The following is a 17323-nucleotide window of genomic DNA, read 5'->3' on the forward strand; positions in this document are numbered from 1 at the left end:
ATCACCCTTTTAGTTGATTTTCTGCCAAATTGTTTTCAAACGCTCGTGTATTTTCCTCGCAGCTCGTCACAACTGAATCGAGTAAATCAGCCGGCTTTCCTTCATAAAACTCTAGCTGTATTTCTCCTTTTGGATACTCTCTTGCTGGGTTCAGAGGATGCGGCGTATTAGATAAGATCAATAAAACCGGCGCATCAGTCCGTAAAACGACTTCCTTATTGAAGGTATTTTCTGGTTGATAACTCAGCTCTCCACCCTTTGACGCTGTGACTTTAGAGAAAAGGTTGACCACCGAAGATAAATCTCGCTTATCCAAACCGCGTCGAAAAAGCTCAATCGAAAAATTCTCATAGCTGCCTCGGTGACGCTGATTTCGCTCTGTTTGATAATCAGAAGGGCCATATTGATCGTTGATTTTTCGCAAAAGAGTATGCCCGCACACGGTGTCGTGCCAGCCATATGTATCATGCACCATACTCAACAGCATCTTCCCATTATCACTCATCAATAAATTCCCTTGGGTTAAAAAGAAGGTATGCTGTGCTTTTAAAGAGTCCGGCATATTGTATTTTTCTTCGGGATGCTCTGCGTGATAAGCACTCATCACTACATTGCAATCCTCTGCTTTGGCTATCAAACGTATAAGTTTATTCGCGCTTAAATACTCAGACCACTTTTCTCCCGGCAATAAACGTTTTGTATAGACTAATTTCATGCGTCTGCTCCTTTCCAAATCAGCACTTCAATAGGGGTCGGATTGTAATCGTTACAGGGATTGTTCAATTGTGGGCAATTACTGATCAATACGATCACATCAGCTAACGCCTCCAACTCCACATAATATCCAGGCCCTGAAACGCCATCCTTAAAATCTAGCTCACCTTCTGGATTAACCGGGACATTCATAAAAAAATTGATGTTCGGAGCTAGATCTCTTTTCGAAAACCGATACTGGTCGAAAAACTGACTCATTTGCAGCATGAAGGTATCGCGACAAGCGTGCATCGAGACTTTTTCTCGTTGGTAGCGGACGGTATTGCTCTGACAGGAGCAAGCACCGCCAATAGTGTCATGCTGACCACAAGTATCAGCAGTTATCTTAAGCATCTCCTGCCCAGCCTCACTCATTAATACGGTTCCCGTTGTTAGATACAAACTTTTTTGCTCCTGAATCGTCAGACAAGCACTGTAGTGATCGGCCGGATCATTTTTTAGAAAAAATAAGGTGTCGGCCGCCTGATTCCCTGCTTGATCAACGATTCGTAGTGTATCGCCCTTATGAATGGTCTTCATCCAGCCGTCTCCGGCTAATATCTCCTTGTTATAATCTGAATTTTCTGACTTTTTATCGCTTACTATTGGCGTAAATTCCATTTGTTTTCCTCCTACTCACAAGTATCTACGTATGAATGATCTGATCGATTTTTTTCTTCGTTTCTATAAACGTCGGCTCATCCTTCAACGTTAACTTCCTTTTATATGGCAGATAGATGGGCACCGATTGTTTGATTTCTCCAGGACCTGCACTCATGATCACGACACGCTGCCCTAAAAAGGCGGCCTCTTCAATGTCATGAGTGATGAATAAAATGGTCGGACGCTCCACTTCCCAGATTTCCCGCATCAGCAGCTGCATGTTGCTCTTCGTTTCCGGATCTAACGCACCAAAGGGTTCATCCATCAGTAATATTTCCGGACTATTCGCCAATGCCCGAGCAATAGCCACTCGCTGCTTCATCCCGCCAGAAAGCTCCTTAGGCAAACTGTTTCGGAATTTTTCCAAACCAATTACCTCAATATAACGATCCACAATTGATTGAATTTGCGCTTTCGGCTTTTTACTGATTTTCAAACCAAAAGCGATATTTTCCTCTACTGTCAGCCAAGGAAATAATGAATAGCCTTGAAAGACCATGCCTCGATCTGCTCCCGGACCTACCAGCTCTTGATCATTCAGTACGATACTGCCTGAAGTGATATCCTCTAACCCGCCGAGAATCCTCAACAATGTCGACTTGCCGCAGCCAGAAGGCCCTACAACACAGAGAAATTCATTGTCTAAAATCTCCAAGTTAATGTCCCGCAATGCCATTACTTTATTTTTCTTTGAGGTGTAGATTTTGTTCACCTGTTCAAAGGAAATTTTACTGCTGGCGACCTTTGCCTCCAACCCAAGCTCTCCTGTTATCACTGCCATTTTCATCCCCCCTATTCTTCTACCCAACGAAACAACACCTTGTTCAGCAAGCCAAACAGACGATCCGTGATCAACCCTAAAAGACCAATCACCAATATCCCCATAAATATAGAAGAGGTATCCAAAAAGCGCTGTGCCTTCAAGATGTTATAACCTAAGCCAGAGTTGGCAGCCACTAATTCTGCCACTACTAAATATGTCCAGGCCCAGCCCATTATCATCCGCAAGCTTTCCATCAACTTCGGCAGCATCGCTGGAATGATGACTTTAAAAATCACTGTGCTGGATTTGCCTCCCAGCGTGTAGGCGGCATTGATCAAATTGGAAGGAACACTTTTTACGTTGTCCGCCACCATCGGAATCAATTGAAAAAGAATCCCAAGAAGAATGACTGCCACTTTGGCATTTTCACCAATACCTACCCAGACCATAATTAATGGAACAAAGGCTGGGACCGGTAAATACCTAAAAAATTCTGTTAGCGGCAGAACAAACGCTTCGATTTTCGAAAAGGAACCTACTAAAACGCCTAACGGCACACCAATGACAATCGCTAATAAGAAGCCCTTCATAATACGAGAAAAACTAATCCATGTATCAGTTGCCAACGATCCATCCATCAGACTCTTTACAAACGCTTCGACAACTGCAGTCGGCGCCGGCAAGAAAATCTGACTGACCATCCCACTAGTGCTCAACAGCTGCCATAAGACTAAAACTAAAATGAAGGCTCCAGCTGCGATCATGCTGTATTTTGTTTTCGAAATCATTTTTCGCAGCCTAATCTTCGTGCCTGTTTTCGATACTGCTCTTATTTCCATCAAATCGCCTCCCGCGAATTCCAATAGGGTTACTCTACCTGCGTGTCTGGAACCTTCATATCCACTGCATCCTCATACAGCTTGTCAATATAACTGGAATCAAAAATGCTTTCTGGATCTTTGAGCTCCTCTGAAACCATCTTTTGATCCAAAAGAAATTTCGCGGTTTCTTTAGCTGTATACGGTAGATAAGAATAGTCCTCCGCCTGTTCATGAAAGGCCGCATGGTTGTCCGCAATTGAGAATAAACGTGCTCCTGCCATCGCTGTTTTCATTTCCTCAGTACTAATATCTGCCTGCTTAGCCATATACCCTAACGCTTCATCTGGTTTTTCCGCATAGACCTGCATCCCATCAAAATAAGCTTTAACGATTTTTTGTACCTCAGCAGAACGATTTTTCAAGACCTTTCCACTAACCATTAATGTATCAGGAATTAAACCAGGAATTTCCGAGGAATCAAAGAGTAAATTTGTATCACCTTCAGAAGCTGCGTAGCTTAACGACGGTTCCCACAAGCTGGCGGCATCTACCTGCCCAGAAATAACCGCTGGACCAGCATTTTCGACTGTCATATTCGTTAATTGAATGTCTTTTTCAGATAAGCCAGCTGCCTCTAAAGCATTTAATAAAAAGAAATGCTCGATCGTTCCAACCTCTGTCGCAACTGTTTTTCCTTTTAACTCCTTTAACGACTTGATCGACGATTGCGCCACGATTCCATCTGCTCCCGCCGAATTGTCATTGATTAGTACTACCTTGAAATCAACGCCGTTAATGGCTGGCGAGATTGTATCACTTAATGCTGCACATACCGCATCAATCTGTCCGCTGTTGAAGGCCTGCAGCGAATCACTGTACGTATTAAACCAAACTAGCTCCACGTCTACATCATTTTTCTCGAATGCGCCAAACCCTTGAACGGCGTACCAGGTATACCATCCCGGAAACGCACTGACGCCGATTTTGATCGCTTGATCAGAGGACTTCTCACTAGAATTTTCAGCTGGTCCACTATCTTTTCCACCGCATCCACTCAACAGCAGCAACAGTAAATACATCGCCGTTAAAACACTCATCACTTTCTTCATATAGTCTCCACTCCTTCTTTTTTACGCTAAGGCGTCAATGCCCGTTTCCTTTGTTCGAATGCGAATTGCCTCTTCCAAAGGTGTCACGAAAATTTTTCCATCGCCCTTGTTGCCGGTCTGGTTAACCTTTAAGAGAATCTGGATTAGACGTTCCACATCCTTTTCCTCTAGATAGATTTCAATGATTCGCTTGCTGACAAACGGATACTCTTTGACAGATTTTCTAACATCAGTATTTTGAACATCATATTGCTGCTGCTCGCGACCACGTCCCAACACTCGGTAGGTATTAAGGGAGAAAAAATTTTCATTCAATAAAGCGGCTTTTGTTTCATAATATTTCGTATCGCGTATGATCGCTGTTACTAATTTCATGGCTTCATCTCCTTATAATTTTTCTTCACCGCTGCTGACGGTCACAGCCTTTTCTACTGGAAGAACAAAAATTTTCCCGTCACCAAACGATCCTTCAGAGCCTGAACGACAGATCTTTTGAATACAATTGATGACCTTTTCACCATCCGTGTCTTCCACGACTAAAACGATGGTCTCCTTGGGAATCTCATCATAATAAACATCTCCTAATTTCAACCCCCGCTGCTTCCCTCGCCCCAACACACTGTATCTGGTGGCCGAAACAAAGCCGTTTTCAGCCAACTCATTCATTACCTCGTTTACCTTTTCCGGTCGTACTACCGCGCGAATCATTTTCATACTCGTCATTCCCTTCTGAATTTAAAAAAACTGGTAGACCTCTCGCACTCAGAGGCCTACCAGTGCTAAGCATTCTCCATATGAACCATTCACCCCGGCAGGCAAATCATTCTGGATATTTTTTTACTATCATAATGAATTGCAGCATACTTTTCAATAGCATATGTTATATTTTCTGACATGATTTAAAATTTTTTCTAAAAAAGAGACATTTCACGTTACTTTTTATCACATGGATAGGTATTGAAACACAAAAATCATTAAAAAAATGAAGGTTGCTCAGAATTATCTTGGCAACCTCCACTATTTTACAATTGAAGTAACTCTACTATTATGAGTCCCACTATAAATATGCTTTAGAGATTTCTTTGCAAATCTTCACTCTTTCTGGAAAAATATTTTTTTCTTTTTTAGGCATTGGTCAATGCCTATTCATTCCTGTAGCTCGCTCCTTCACATTTGCTTGTGTATTCCAAGCAGCAAAAGTATAACCCGTTCTGTCGATCTTGTTCCCAGACAGTTATGCCGCTGTATCCTAAATCATTTCCTGAGGGAGCATCTCTTCAGCTCCTCCATTTAGATCAAATTTGAAAGAAAAAGATGACAAAATAGGCCTCAGGATATAAAACGCTCCAAAGCCCTCTTTTGTCTAATATCATTTTTCCACTAACGAATAACCATTGATAAAATCAGTCGTTTCAACAACAAATAAATCTCGACAATTATTGAGCGCACTTAAGGATCAATGCTTCTTTTTGCTTAAATTGAAGTTCTTCATAATATTATGCGTTTTCTTCGGTATTTTTATCGGCGGTTTCGTTTCAGGCTTTTGAGTCTGACTTGTTTTTGTTTCCTTGCTATCACTGACAGCACCAACCGATGCCAACGGTGGCCTCAATTTTTCCTCGGGTGCTATCGTCATCGTTAACTGAGTTCTGCTCTTACTATCTGTAGAATCTGGTGTATTCTTAGTGTCTGATTTCGACTTTTGAGGCATCAATTTATCAGATGACATCTCTCCATCAAATACTTCTGACTGCTCCTCCTGCACTGCAGCTTCTACTTCTTTAAAGATTCCTTTAATCAATACAATCAGTTCACCTTTTGTCATTGAATCTAAGTTTACCTCGCCAAAGAAATCACTAGCTACTGTCGATTCTGACTGGCTTTTTGCTGTATTCATTTCCTTGTTTTGGACAGACGCCTCCTGTGATTTCTTCTTCGCTGCTCGTGAAGAGTAAATAACCGTCGTACCTGTACATTCACAGTCTAAGAATTTCGCAAAGCGACATACCCCGTCCTTTTGAAAAATGGTTAGCGTTGTCATGATTCTTAAGATGCGCTGATTTTCTGCGAGCGTATTGCGACCGTCTACATCTCTTAGTCGCCACGTATGTTTTTTCCCATTGGCGTCTTCAAAATTAGCCACCATAATGTAGCTCTCGTAGTGCTCATCAAGGACGGCAGTCCCTTTATTTTTCAGATAGCTTTCATAAAGGCGCAACGTTTTGGTTTCTTTGAAATACTTCTTCTTACTGTTAAACAGGCGAAAAATGACCTTTTCCCATTCCGCTTCCTCAACATAATCCTGCAAGAAAGGGCAGAACTTTCTCAAAACATCACTTGGGTCTGTGTGAAAAAGCAGCTCTTGGACCACTTCTGGACAAGGCAAAGAGAAATCGCTTACAACTAACGCATTTCTCACAATGAGTGCAACGATATATTCTGTTACCAGATCAACATTTTTTGTCGCTTCCCAAAATTTCTTTACTTTCGCTTCAATGCTGGCTCTTTTCATTGTTAGCAGCTGCCGTTGTGTAAGTGGTTTCATTTCCATTTTTACCTGCTCCTTTATTCACGTATTATTGTCTCCTATTTTGCCTGAAAAATCCGCTCATGCGCACCCATTTTTTTATAAAAATAAAGGAAATAGCAATCGACATAACCCAAAAAAAGCTGATGGAGATCACAAACAGGAGGTAATAAATAATTTTTCAAATAACACTGATAAAAAAAGGAAATGCCAAGAATTTCCACCCCTCAAAGATTGTAAATTTCCGAATAAAAAGAAGCGGAAAAAGATTATTATATAACTTTTTCCAGCTTCAAATTTTTTTAGTCAATTCCTTTTTTTTGCTCCGTTTCCTTGTGTTGCTTTCTTTTGTGATACTCGCCTAATGCACGATTGAAATTTGCGATCACGGCTGTAATGATTCCCACCCCGATTAAAACATAAATAATCGTAAAAACTTTCCCCAAAGCTGTTTGGGGAGATAAATCCCCGTACCCAACAGTAGCCAATGTCATAACCGAAAAGTATAATGCATCCAGATACGTCATCCCTTCCACATTATGATAGAAAATGGTTCCAATCGTCAGGATAAATAGCACCGCCAGCATGACGGCCTTTTGCTCCTCCTGCCGAAATAAAATTTTTAAAATATGCCACAAGCTTCGAAATAATAATGCGAATGCAACCATGAGAATCTCCTCTTCTATTTATACAAAGTATGCTGTCCTTTTGTCGTTTATTTTAGCAGATTTTTTCTATTTAGAACGAAGAATTTAGCAGCTTGTCATCACTTGAAAGTCCCTTTCCTATTACTTTCTTTCCTATCCTGCTAAACTAAGAACAAAGGAAGTGTAATAAATGCTGAAAATAAAACGAGCTTATCTCCCAGCAAGTTCCTCTGATGGTTATCGCATATTGGTAGATCGCTTGTGGCCGCGAGGAAAATCAAAAGAAACGGAAAAAATTGATTTGTGGTTAAAGGAAATCGCACCGAGTCCAGAACTGCGGAAATGGTTTAATCATGAGGCGGATAAATACGCTGAATTTTCGGTCAGATATCAAGAAGAACTACAAACTGGTTCACAAAGAGAGGCATTTGAGAAATTAGAGCAAGTGTTGAAAGACCACGAAACCATCACGCTAGTTTATGGTGCAAAAAATGAGACACAAAACAACGCGCAAGTCCTCTATGACCTGCTAACAAAAGAAACGTCCTAAAACCAAAAGATTATCGTTGGTTTTAGGACGTTTAATTGCTTAGGAGTCGTTCTATTTTTTATTGTAGACTGGAAAATCACTGGATTCTCCATAATTTTTAATCGGTTGAATGGCTTTTAAGCGATCCATATCTTCTTTAGACAATTCAAAGTCTACCTCGCCATTACTTTGTATATGAGCCTTATTTGCTGATTTTGGCAATGGCAGCAAGCCTAAATCTAAGCAATAGCGAATCGCAAGCTGGGGTACACTCACCTGATATTTTTCCGCCATTTCCTTCAGCTCTGGATTTTTCAATAGTTCCCCATGTCCGACTGGAGAGTATGCCTCAATTAAGATATCCTTTTCTTTACAATAATCGATCAATTCAAAGGGCGTATTGGAAATGTGCGCCAAAACTTGATTTACTGCGGGTTTGATAGTTGCATGCTGCAAAATATTTTCAACATCATGCTGATTGAAATTCGATAATCCGATTGCTCGAACCTTGCCTGTCTTGTAGGCATCCTCTAGCGCACGCCAGGCTTCAACGTTCCCCTCGTCATAATTCGCTTCTCTGAACTCAGCCCATGGCTGCGGTGCATGAATAATCATCAAATCAATCGTATCCAACCCTAGTTTTTCCAAGGATTCGTCAATAGATTTTGAAGCTGATTCATACGTTTTATGTTCAGCGGCGACTTTGCTAGTCAGGAAAATTTCTGATCGTTCGATACCAGAAGTACGAATGGCTTCTCCTACTCCACGTTCATTTTCATAAGCCTGCGCAGTATCAATGTGGCGATAGCCAATCATTAAGGCATCCTTAACTGCTTGAACAGCTGCGTTATCTTCGATCATCCATGTCCCAAAACCGACCTTAGGGATTTTTACCCCATTATTTAATGGATAGCTCTCTTGTAAAATCATTGTTTTGTTCTCCTTTCGATGTTTAAAAAACTTACACTCTAGCTTCTTTCAAGCATACTCTTTAAAGTAAGCTTTAAGTCAAGTAGTAGCTTCCTCTTGATTGATTGGTTTGTATCGTAACCATAAGGTGTCCTTTTCAATGATCTCAACTTTCTTCAAATTGAAGCCTATCATTGAGGACGGATCAGCCATACTCTTGTTTTCAAAAATTGTGTTGGTGGTTGGCAGGCCATCTGTGACAGGGGCTACCACGATACTTACTTCATCAACGATTTGTTCCTTTAAAAAAGCCCAATTGATCACACCGCCACCAGAAACCATCAACGTTTTGATATCGAACAGCTCAGCTAGTTTTTCTGAAGCGAGTGTACAATTGATTTGTTTCTCGCCAGCAAAAATGTAGGAAATCTTTCGTTTTCTCAGAAAGGCAAGATAGGCATCGCTCACCTTCTCCGTTAATACCTCAATAACATGGGCCGCTGTCCTTTCAGCATAGTTGACTGTGTTCGTCTGCCAGCCAACTTTTCCAGAAGGATCCGCTGAAACAATATACATCTCCGCATCTGAAACAGCTACATAATCTTCACGAGGATACACTGGCGCATGCTCGTCTAAAACAGGCTCTTGATAGTGGGTGAAGTTTTCTTCCATCGTCACTCTGCCGCATAACCAAGCTTGGCTATGATACTGATCGTTCGTCCTTTCATAGGCGTTACTTCCTATTTCTGTGTAATTTGAACGCATGTAAGGTCCGCTGATTTTTCCATTGATTGAGGTAAGCATGTGACAAATAATATAGGGTCTAGCCATTTGTTTTCCTCCTCTTTTGATTGAAACGTTGTTAAACGTTGTTATTCTGCCTGCTTGTGTTTTTGATTAAATCCCATCAGTATCACAAGTATAAGCAGCAGCACTCCTTCGCCAATAAACAATCCGGCACCATGTAAAAAAGGACATATCTTTTGGAAAAAGGCAATTGAGATTGGCGCAAAAGCCGCGCCTAAATTGAACACAATCAGTAATAGAGACGTGTTCCTCTCTGAATCCTCTGATTGTTGATTGACTTCATTCAATAAATACGGAATGAAGGTCCGAAAGCCGAAGCCGCACAAGACTGCCGAGATTGCCGCTAGCCAGATCGTTTGGGAAAAGGCTAAAAGGAACATCGCAAAAGCTAAAACGAAAAGTGCTGCTTGTATGGTTTTTTCTTTAAAGAGCAAAAATATCCTGCCAAAAAACATTCCAGCAAGCATCGCACCCAATCCGACTAAAGCAAGTAAATTACTGCCGGCAGTCGCTTGACCAATCCCTTTTTCCATCAATAACGCCGTGACTTTTACGGTAACGGACATATAAATGGTTACCGTGATCAGCAGCAGCAACAAATACCCAGCGAATCGGAGCGGAATTCTTCCAGCCGCTGTTCTTGATTTGGAAGAAGCTTGTGCAATGCTCGCCTCTGGCACAAGGAAAGAAAAGAAAAATAAAATCGGACACGCGATTAAATAGGCCGTGAAAGAAATCCGCCAATTTACCAGTAGTAATTGTCCCACAAGAAAAGTAACTAGCATTCCGCCAATCCCTTCAAAGGCACTCTGCAGACCAATAACTGAGGCTAATTCTTTTCCTCGATACATCGCTGCTGCAAATGAATAAAGCAGCGGATTAAACAATCCAACGCCCACCCCGAAGAGCACTCGACTCATGAATAATAGAACAAAAGACGTCGTAACTACCGGAAGCATTCCTGCAATCAACACAAATACAATGCCTAATTGAACCGTTTTCTTATATCCAATCTTTTTGGCTATTTTGGGGCTGATTAAAACCGTTAAAATAATGAAGAGCGATGGTAAGGTAGTTAATAGTTCAATAAGTGTTTTATTGATCTGAGGATATGCCAAGCCAATGGCGGGAATATTCCCAGCAATCGCTCCGGCAGAAACAACTAATAATGAAACAGATAGCAATGCCACTTTAGTTATTCGATACATGTAACACCTTCCAATCACAAGCGTTTGTTCGAGAAGGATTCATGCCTTTGATAAACGATTCAATCCAACAATGAACTGTTCTCGCTGATTGATAATAGGAGCCTAAGCTCGTTCCATAAAACAACCGCGTCCCTCCTTATAACTAAAATGAGTTGTACGATCAACACAGTCATCGTACAACTCATAATGATATTCGTCTAATACCTAATTTAAATGCCGCCATGCCTTGAGAGCATAGACTTATTGAGCATCTGCTATTGTCGGAACAACCATTGATCGTAGCCGCAGTTTCTACAATTGACTGGCTTCCTTGACTGGAACCAAAAGATTCTCACTTGATAAATCCTCACCATTAGAATCGATCACTTGTTTGTACCAGTAAAACGATTTTTTCTTAGAGCGTTTCAATGTCCCCCGTCCTTCATCGTCGCGATCAACATGAACAAACCCATAGCGTTTACTCATTTGTCCTGTACTTGCGGCAATCAAATCAATGCAGCCCCACGTCGTATAACCAAGTAACTCAATCCCGTCAATTGCCACAGCATCCTTGAAAGCTTGGATATGCTGACGAATATAATCAATTCGGTACTCATCGTCAATAAACCCGGCTTCGTCTGGAATATCTATGGCACCTAAGCCGTTCTCAACAATAAATAGTGGCTTTTGATAACGATCGTACAACTGATTCAGTGAGTTTCTCAACCCTAAAGGATCGATTTGCCAGCCCCAGTCTGTTGAAGGTAAATGTGGATTTTTAATGGTTCCAAAAATATTTCCTGTAGTATGTTCATAGTCCTCAGGGTGGGCACTGACCGTTCGTGAAGAGTAATATGAAAATGAAACAAAATCCACCGGTGCTGAGGCTAAAGCGTCAACATCCTCAGGTTCAATCACAATAGTCAACTGCTCACGTTCAAATTTTTTCAATGCGTAACTAGGGTACTTCCCTCTCGCTTGGACATCCAGGAAGAAATAGCCTTCACGGTCGCGCTGAATCGCTTCTTGATAATCCTCTGGTCGACAAGTATAGGGATAGTTATTTCCCCCCGCAAGCATACAGCCGACTTTATTTTCAGGGTCAATTTCATGGGCGATCTTTGTCGCAATGGCGCTGGCAACTAATTGGTGGTGCGCCGCCTGGTATTTGATCTCTTCTTGATTTTCTTCTTCTTCGAAAACAATTCCTCCACCAACGAATGGTTGATGAAGCAAAATATTGATTTCATTGATGGTGAGCCAGTATTTCACTAGACCTTTAAAGCGAGTAAACACCGTTTGCGCATAGCGAACGTACAAATCGATCATTTTGCGGCTTCTCCATGAGCCATAGTTGTTGATCAAATTCAAAGGAACATCGAAATGAGCGATCGTTACTAAAGGCTCGATTCCATTTCGATGAAGCTCCTCAAAGATCTCCTCATAAAAAGCGAGCCCTTCCTCATTGGGTTCTGCATCATCGCCATTTGGAAAAATTCGCGACCAAGATAAGGACATTCGATAGACCTTGAATCCCATCTCAGCGAATAGCTTTATGTCTTCCATGTAGCGATGGTACATATCAATGGCTTCCTTCGCGGGGTAATAGTGATGGTCGTCCCACTCCAGCATTTTCATCGTACCCGCTGCAACCTTCTTACGATCAGGTCCGCAAGGCATCAGATCAATGTTCGCTAACCCTCGACCGCCTTCAAGTACGCCGCCCTCAACTTGGTTAGCGGCTGTTGCGCCGCCCCATAAAAAATTATCTGGTAATGTCATCTCTTCCCTCTCCTAATCTAAACTTGAATTGTCAGCATCGTATTTTCGCTGTTTTTTGTTCCATAAGCATCATGACTCACTTCTTTAAAATTGGCTGTATTCGTCACGACAACTGGAATCTGAGTGACATAACCTTCAGCTCTTAATTTTTCTAAATCAAAGGTAATCAGTGTTTGTCCTTGGATCACTTTATCCCCTTGACGAACATGAGCTTCAAAATATTTTCCATTCAAATCAACTGTATTCAGCCCAATATGAATCAATAATTCCACACCGTTTTCACAAACCAAACCAATTGCATGCTTCGTTGGGAACAAAGTAGCGACTGTCCCATTAAAAGGGGCAACGACTTTTCCTTCACTTGGTTCAAATGCGACTCCCTTTCCTAACATTCCTTTAGAAAAGGCTTCATCCTTAACTTCAGATAAATCAAGCATTTCTCCAATAATCGGGCTGTTGATTGCAATCGAATCCACGGCGATGACAGATTCAGATGTTGTTTCATTTGACGTGTCCTTTTCAAAGCGAATGCTCAATAAATAAGTAGCGACTGCTGTCGTAATCATTGTGATTGCAATAGCGATCAGAATATTGACAACGTTTGAAATATTTTCTCCAATGTAAAGTGGAATGGCTGGTAGGCCTGAAGAACCTGTCGCAAATCGAGAGGCCCCACTAAGACCCGCATATAGACCGCCGACACCTCCACCGATCATCGTTGCTATCAACGGATATTTCTTCGGCAAGGCCACCCCATACAGAGCTGGTTCTGTGATCCCCATCAAGGCGGTGATTCCGCCAGAGGTTGCTACTTGTTTTTCTTTTTGATCTTTGGTGCGCGTGCTGGCTACTAACGCTGCAACGCCTGTAGCGATGTTAGATACCATTGCACCTGGTCCGAAGATGTTGGCATACCCAACGGAAGTCAGCTGTAAAACATCCAATGGTCCGATGCTGGTATGAATACCGAACATGACCATGATTGGCAATAGTGTTCCTACTATAACAGCTGGTGCCCAAGGTGCTGCAGCACGGATCGCGTTAAATCCAGCCGCGATGAATTCCCCTACATAAGAGCCCAAAGGACCAACAGCGACTAACGCAATGACTCCAGTAATCAAAATGGTCAACATCGGTACAAACACAATCTTCACTGCATTTGGAATGATCTTGTTAAAAAACTTTTCAATAAAGGATTGGCAAATAACAATCAACAGGATTGGAATAACGCTGGCTCCGTACCCTACGAGTCGAACAGGCATCGAAAACAAATTAACTGGCTCACCCGCCGTGATTAAAGCAGCAAAGTTCGGATGAAGCAACACTCCTGCTAAAGCCATTGCCAAGTATGGGTTACATTTCAATTTACGTGCAGCCGTGTTAGCTAAGAAAAATGGCAGGAAATAGAAAACAGCGTCGGCCATAAAATTGATAATGTAATAGGTTTGACTTTCATTTGATACTAAATTGAACAAAACTAGTAATGCTAAGAGGGCTTTGATCATCCCAGCACCACTCATCGCCGGGATAATTGGACTAAACGAAGTGGAAATGAACTCGATCGCTAAAGATAAAAAGTTTTTCTTTTTACCGACGTCCTTTCCTGCCATCTCCTCCACATCACCAAGCAGAGAAGCAACTTCCTCATAAACTTCTGAAACATGGGTGCCAATCACAACCTGGAATTGGCCACCGCTATTTATTACACCAGCAACACCGGCTAACTTTTGCAGTTCTTGTACTTTTACTTTGGACTCATCGGTTAAATCAAATCTTAATCGTGTTTGACAATGAATCAAGTTTCGAATATTTTCTTTTCCTCCCACAAGCTTGATAATGCTTTGGGCGAGATCTGAATAGTTTTTACTCATTTGTTTGTCTCCCTTCAATTTCTCCGCGCGCTTTGATGGTTTCACTATATAGCCGGATGCATCCGCTTTCAATGTTTGTGGAGAACTTTGGCTCGTAGTTTCACTTTTTATTTCAAATTACTCAATTTGGCGAAACTAACCGAAACTTTTCCTTCTTTGGTTGAGCTTTTCTAGATTCACGTTTAAAATTAATTGAACGAGGAAAGGACCGATGAAAATGAGATTACTGCAGCGAATCGAAGAATACACGGTAAATCAGAATCAAACCAAACGCTCCATTGCGGAATTCATCCTGGAGCATAAGCTGGATATTCATAAATATTCAATCAATCAGCTTGCCGAAAAAACGTTTTCATCCAAATCCGCTCTAGTACGATTCGGAAAATCCCTCGGCTTTAGCGGCTGGAAAGATTTTTTGAATCATTTGATTGAAGAGATTCACTATGAACAGACCCATTACTCCCAGATCGATCCCAATATCCCCTTTTCTAATCGAGATTCGTACCAAGAAATCATTTCTAATATTGCCACGATCCAAATGGAAAGCATTCAAGATACTGCAGATAAAATGGATTTCGATTGTCTTAAAAACGCCATCGATATGCTTTCTACCGCTAGGCGAATCGTCCTTCTTGGTGTGAGTCCAAACAACTTATTAGGAGAGCTCTTTCGACGGAAAATGGCGGCCATCGGAAAGTCGGTAGAGGTCATTCAAAGCGGTGAGATCGGATTGACCGCCAGTGGATTAACCAAAGCAGATACAGCAATCATTATCTCCTATTCAGGAAATGATGTGGCGAGGGAGCCAATGAAGTTTATTCCTCAAATGAAGCAGCAAGGAGTTCATCTTATCGGTCTGACCAGTGAAGGTGGCGGCTACATAATGCGAGAGATTGATACAGTATTGACTATTTCCTCCAGAGAACGACTCTATAAAAAAATCAGTAACTTCTCTACTGAAGAATCGATTTTATTCTTGTTAAATAGTCTATACGCAGGTGTCTTCTCGAAAAACTATCTGAAAAATTATAACTTCAAAGTTCAAAACTCTATGAACCTCGAGGAAACACGAATCTCCCATCAAACGGATATCAAGGAATAAACGATCGTAGAAAACCTTGCCAATCGACCAGTATTTAAGCCGCCATTATCTCCTAACAAAAACTAGGATGAACCGAGCTTTTCGGTAACATCCTAGTTTTCTCTTTTATTCTGATCGATGAATACCCAAACTGTCTCTGATACCCACCTCTTCATTTTCGATTAATCTTTTTACTAGATCGGCTATGCTTGCGATGGCTATATTATGTCCGCCAAAAGGTTCGTCCTTGTATGTCACTTTGTACTCTAATGACCCATTGTCAAACCAGCCTGGTCGAATGAGGGTGTAAGCTAAATCAGAGTCTTCAATGATATCATCAGCATCACGATATTTTTGCAATATAGGGTTATTCTTTAAATTTCCTTCCTGACCCACTGAGGCCGGAATTTCATTATAAATTCCCATAGAGGTGATAAAAATCAAGCGTGAAACGGACGTCTTATCCATCGCTTGAACGATCGTTCTTGCCATTCCAACTAAGTCCCCGCTTAAAGCCGCAAAAACAACTTCTTGGCCAGTAATTACTGGTTTTAACGTCTCTAAGGAAAAACATCCCCGTTCACTGCTTTTTCTCTGACTGAACGTATTTGCAAATTGGTTGAGTGTCGTGAAAACAATGTCAACTTATACTTTGTCTCAGCTAACAAAACTTGTCGGACCGCCCTTCCTATGTTTCCTGTTGCTCCTAGAATAAGTACTTTCATGTCATCCCCCCTCTTACCGAAAACTCCTTTAATCCAGCTTCAGTCTCTCAAAAGCAACTGTTTTATGCATCGCTTAAGATCAATAATGACTTAATCGCTTCTCTACGATCCATCATTTCATAGGCCTGTTGTACTTCTGCTAATTTGAATTGTCTTGTAAAGACTTTGCCTGGTTGGATTTCTCCATCGAGAACTGCCTGCAGCAGCACCTTTTTGTCATAAGTTGTGACTGGTGCAATGCCTCCTCTTAACCCAATGTTTCTCCAAAATAGCGGGTTCGTATCGAGTTCATCAATATGTGGAACCCCTACACGACCGACCACCGCTCCAGGCCTAGCAGCCTTTACTGCCGTATCAATGGCCTGCTGAGTGCCTACACATTCTAAAACCACATCTGCACCTGCACCCGCCAATGCTCTGATTTTCTTAAGCGCCTCATCACCACGTTCAGCAATAATATCCGTTGCCCCAAATGCTAAAGCAAGCACTTGTCTCTCAGCATGACGACTCATAGCGATAATTCTTTTAGCTCCCAATAATCTTGCAGAAATAACACCACAAAGCCCTACAGCACCATCGCCAATCACTACAACCGTATCCCCTGCCTTAACTTCTGCACTTATCGCAGCATGATATCCTGTTGCCATAACATCCGCTAAAGCAACAAAAGAGTTCAGCATGTCTTCCGAATAATCCTCTGGCTTACCTGGAATTTTTATTAACCCCCAATTCGCACCATGATAACGTAAATACTCTGCTTGATAGCTACTAGCACCAGATGAATTATTTAGACAATCCCCATCAAAGCCAGCCAAACATGCCTGACAATATCCACAGCCATGAGTAAAGGGAACAATGACAAAATCTCCTTTTTGAACTTCTGTGACCCCTTCGCCAACTTCTTCAACGATTCCAATCGCTTCATGACCAGTTAAAGACCCGTTCTCTTTCGTGGAAATACCACGATACCACCACAAATCAGAACCGCAGACACTAGCACGAAGGACGCGGATAATCGCATCATCAGCTTGTTCTAATTCCGGCTTTTTGACCTCCGTAATGCTCATCTTTCCTGGTTCTAAAAATACGGCTGCTTTCATCTAAAACACTTCCTTTTATTTTTTCTATCGAATTATGGATATTCAGACA

Annotated in this window: 17 protein-coding genes and 1 pseudogene; 2 read left to right on the top strand and 16 right to left on the bottom strand. The window is 41.6% G+C overall.

What is annotated here, in order from left to right:
- Position 1: 1 nt before the first annotated feature.
- The 9 genes from J9537_RS16840 to J9537_RS16880 all read right to left on the bottom strand — a co-directional run bounded on the left by J9537_RS16840 (position 2) and on the right by J9537_RS16880 (position 7304).
- Positions 2-715: an urea amidolyase associated protein UAAP1 gene (locus J9537_RS16840; protein ID WP_070509643.1), complete on the bottom strand. Its 714-nt coding sequence runs from the start codon at positions 713-715 to the stop codon at positions 2-4.
- The gene (locus J9537_RS16845; RefSeq protein WP_028020098.1) at positions 712-1374 is read right to left on the bottom strand and encodes an urea amidolyase associated protein UAAP2; all 663 of its coding nucleotides are present in this window, start codon (positions 1372-1374) and stop codon (positions 712-714) included. The genes J9537_RS16840 and J9537_RS16845 overlap by 4 nt, the downstream gene beginning before the upstream one ends.
- Before the next feature lie 25 nt (positions 1375-1399).
- Entirely contained in the window at positions 1400-2197 is a 798-nt protein-coding gene (locus J9537_RS16850) for an ABC transporter ATP-binding protein (RefSeq protein WP_028020097.1), read from the bottom strand.
- Positions 2198-2208: 11 nt separating this feature from the next.
- Positions 2209-3018 carry an ABC transporter permease gene (locus J9537_RS16855; RefSeq protein ID WP_060789603.1) on the bottom strand — a complete coding sequence of 270 codons (810 nt, stop codon included), beginning with the start codon at positions 3016-3018 and terminating at the stop codon, positions 2209-2211.
- Between the two features lie 29 nt (positions 3019-3047).
- A complete protein-coding gene (locus tag J9537_RS16860; RefSeq protein ID WP_028020095.1) occupies positions 3048-4109 on the bottom strand; it encodes an ABC transporter substrate-binding protein in 1062 nt (353 codons plus the stop codon).
- Between the two features lie 21 nt (positions 4110-4130).
- Positions 4131-4484 (bottom strand): P-II family nitrogen regulator, encoded by a 354-nt coding sequence (locus J9537_RS16865; RefSeq protein ID WP_028020094.1) that lies wholly within the window; start codon positions 4482-4484, stop codon positions 4131-4133.
- A 12-nt stretch (positions 4485-4496) separates the two neighbouring features.
- Complete coding sequence (locus J9537_RS16870) at positions 4497-4823, bottom strand: P-II family nitrogen regulator (RefSeq protein ID WP_028020093.1); 327 nt, start codon at positions 4821-4823, stop codon at positions 4497-4499.
- Between the two features lie 742 nt (positions 4824-5565).
- Positions 5566-6660: a hypothetical protein gene (locus J9537_RS16875; RefSeq protein ID WP_218257666.1), complete on the bottom strand. Its 1095-nt coding sequence runs from the start codon at positions 6658-6660 to the stop codon at positions 5566-5568.
- Between the two features lie 278 nt (positions 6661-6938).
- Positions 6939-7304, bottom strand: a complete 366-nt coding sequence (locus J9537_RS16880) for a potassium channel family protein (RefSeq protein ID WP_028020092.1) — start codon at positions 7302-7304, stop codon at positions 6939-6941.
- A gap of 169 nt (positions 7305-7473) precedes the next feature.
- Between J9537_RS16880 and J9537_RS16885 the strand changes: the two genes are divergently transcribed.
- Positions 7474-7833, top strand: a complete 360-nt coding sequence (locus tag J9537_RS16885) for a DUF488 domain-containing protein (RefSeq protein WP_028020091.1) — start codon at positions 7474-7476, stop codon at positions 7831-7833.
- A 51-nt stretch (positions 7834-7884) separates the two neighbouring features.
- Here the strand turns inward: J9537_RS16885 and J9537_RS16890 are convergent, their stop codons facing one another.
- The 5 genes from J9537_RS16890 to J9537_RS16910 all read right to left on the bottom strand — a co-directional run bounded on the left by J9537_RS16890 (position 7885) and on the right by J9537_RS16910 (position 14368).
- A complete protein-coding gene (locus J9537_RS16890; protein ID WP_070509639.1) occupies positions 7885-8742 on the bottom strand; it encodes an aldo/keto reductase in 858 nt (285 codons plus the stop codon).
- Positions 8743-8820: 78 nt separating this feature from the next.
- On the bottom strand, positions 8821-9552 hold the full coding sequence (locus J9537_RS16895; RefSeq protein ID WP_028020089.1) for a dihydrofolate reductase family protein: 732 nt from the start codon (positions 9550-9552) through the stop codon (positions 8821-8823).
- A 41-nt stretch (positions 9553-9593) separates the two neighbouring features.
- On the bottom strand, positions 9594-10736 hold the full coding sequence (locus J9537_RS16900; RefSeq protein ID WP_035019349.1) for an MFS transporter: 1143 nt from the start codon (positions 10734-10736) through the stop codon (positions 9594-9596).
- Positions 10737-11027: 291 nt separating this feature from the next.
- The gene (locus J9537_RS16905; RefSeq protein WP_028020088.1) at positions 11028-12497 is read right to left on the bottom strand and encodes a 6-phospho-beta-glucosidase; all 1470 of its coding nucleotides are present in this window, start codon (positions 12495-12497) and stop codon (positions 11028-11030) included.
- Between the two features lie 17 nt (positions 12498-12514).
- Positions 12515-14368 (bottom strand): beta-glucoside-specific PTS transporter subunit IIABC, encoded by a 1854-nt coding sequence (locus J9537_RS16910; RefSeq protein WP_028020087.1) that lies wholly within the window; start codon positions 14366-14368, stop codon positions 12515-12517.
- Between the two features lie 211 nt (positions 14369-14579).
- On the opposite strand from J9537_RS16910, the gene J9537_RS16915 reads away from it, so the two are divergent.
- Positions 14580-15470, top strand: a complete 891-nt coding sequence (locus J9537_RS16915; protein ID WP_083284986.1) for a MurR/RpiR family transcriptional regulator — start codon at positions 14580-14582, stop codon at positions 15468-15470.
- A gap of 105 nt (positions 15471-15575) precedes the next feature.
- Here J9537_RS16915 and J9537_RS16920 read toward each other — a convergent pair.
- Positions 15576-16174: pseudogene (locus J9537_RS16920) on the bottom strand (NAD(P)H-binding protein).
- Positions 16175-16236: 62 nt separating this feature from the next.
- Positions 16237-17274 (bottom strand): zinc-binding dehydrogenase, encoded by a 1038-nt coding sequence (locus J9537_RS16925; protein ID WP_028020086.1) that lies wholly within the window; start codon positions 17272-17274, stop codon positions 16237-16239.
- Between the last annotated feature and the right edge of the window lie 49 nt (positions 17275-17323).

It is taken from the genome of Enterococcus raffinosus (genome assembly GCF_019175485.1).
GTDB lineage: Bacteria > Bacillota > Bacilli > Lactobacillales > Enterococcaceae > Enterococcus_A > Enterococcus_A raffinosus.

What these genes read in the sequence shown, in the direction of transcription:
- J9537_RS16840 (WP_070509643.1), bottom strand. Translation starts at nt 715, where the DNA reads ATGAAATTAGTCTATACAAAACGTTTATTGCCGGGAGAAAAGTGGTCT.
- J9537_RS16845 (WP_028020098.1), bottom strand. Translation starts at nt 1,374, where the DNA reads ATGGAATTTACGCCAATAGTAAGCGATAAAAAGTCAGAAAATTCAGAT.
- J9537_RS16850 (WP_028020097.1), bottom strand. Translation starts at nt 2,197, where the DNA reads ATGGCAGTGATAACAGGAGAGCTTGGGTTGGAGGCAAAGGTCGCCAGC.
- J9537_RS16855 (WP_060789603.1), bottom strand. Translation starts at nt 3,018, where the DNA reads ATGGAAATAAGAGCAGTATCGAAAACAGGCACGAAGATTAGGCTGCGA.
- J9537_RS16860 (WP_028020095.1), bottom strand. Translation starts at nt 4,109, where the DNA reads ATGAAGAAAGTGATGAGTGTTTTAACGGCGATGTATTTACTGTTGCTG.
- J9537_RS16865 (WP_028020094.1), bottom strand. Translation starts at nt 4,484, where the DNA reads ATGAAATTAGTAACAGCGATCATACGCGATACGAAATATTATGAAACA.
- J9537_RS16870 (WP_028020093.1), bottom strand. Translation starts at nt 4,823, where the DNA reads ATGAAAATGATTCGCGCGGTAGTACGACCGGAAAAGGTAAACGAGGTA.
- J9537_RS16875 (WP_218257666.1), bottom strand. Translation starts at nt 6,660, where the DNA reads ATGGAAATGAAACCACTTACACAACGGCAGCTGCTAACAATGAAAAGA.
- J9537_RS16880 (WP_028020092.1), bottom strand. Translation starts at nt 7,304, where the DNA reads ATGGTTGCATTCGCATTATTATTTCGAAGCTTGTGGCATATTTTAAAA.
- J9537_RS16885 (WP_028020091.1), top strand. Translation starts at nt 7,474, where the DNA reads ATGCTGAAAATAAAACGAGCTTATCTCCCAGCAAGTTCCTCTGATGGT.
- J9537_RS16890 (WP_070509639.1), bottom strand. Translation starts at nt 8,742, where the DNA reads ATGATTTTACAAGAGAGCTATCCATTAAATAATGGGGTAAAAATCCCT.
- J9537_RS16895 (WP_028020089.1), bottom strand. Translation starts at nt 9,552, where the DNA reads ATGGCTAGACCCTATATTATTTGTCACATGCTTACCTCAATCAATGGA.
- J9537_RS16900 (WP_035019349.1), bottom strand. Translation starts at nt 10,736, where the DNA reads ATGTATCGAATAACTAAAGTGGCATTGCTATCTGTTTCATTATTAGTT.
- J9537_RS16905 (WP_028020088.1), bottom strand. Translation starts at nt 12,497, where the DNA reads ATGACATTACCAGATAATTTTTTATGGGGCGGCGCAACAGCCGCTAAC.
- J9537_RS16910 (WP_028020087.1), bottom strand. Translation starts at nt 14,368, where the DNA reads ATGAGTAAAAACTATTCAGATCTCGCCCAAAGCATTATCAAGCTTGTG.
- J9537_RS16915 (WP_083284986.1), top strand. Translation starts at nt 14,580, where the DNA reads ATGAAAATGAGATTACTGCAGCGAATCGAAGAATACACGGTAAATCAG.
- J9537_RS16925 (WP_028020086.1), bottom strand. Translation starts at nt 17,274, where the DNA reads ATGAAAGCAGCCGTATTTTTAGAACCAGGAAAGATGAGCATTACGGAG.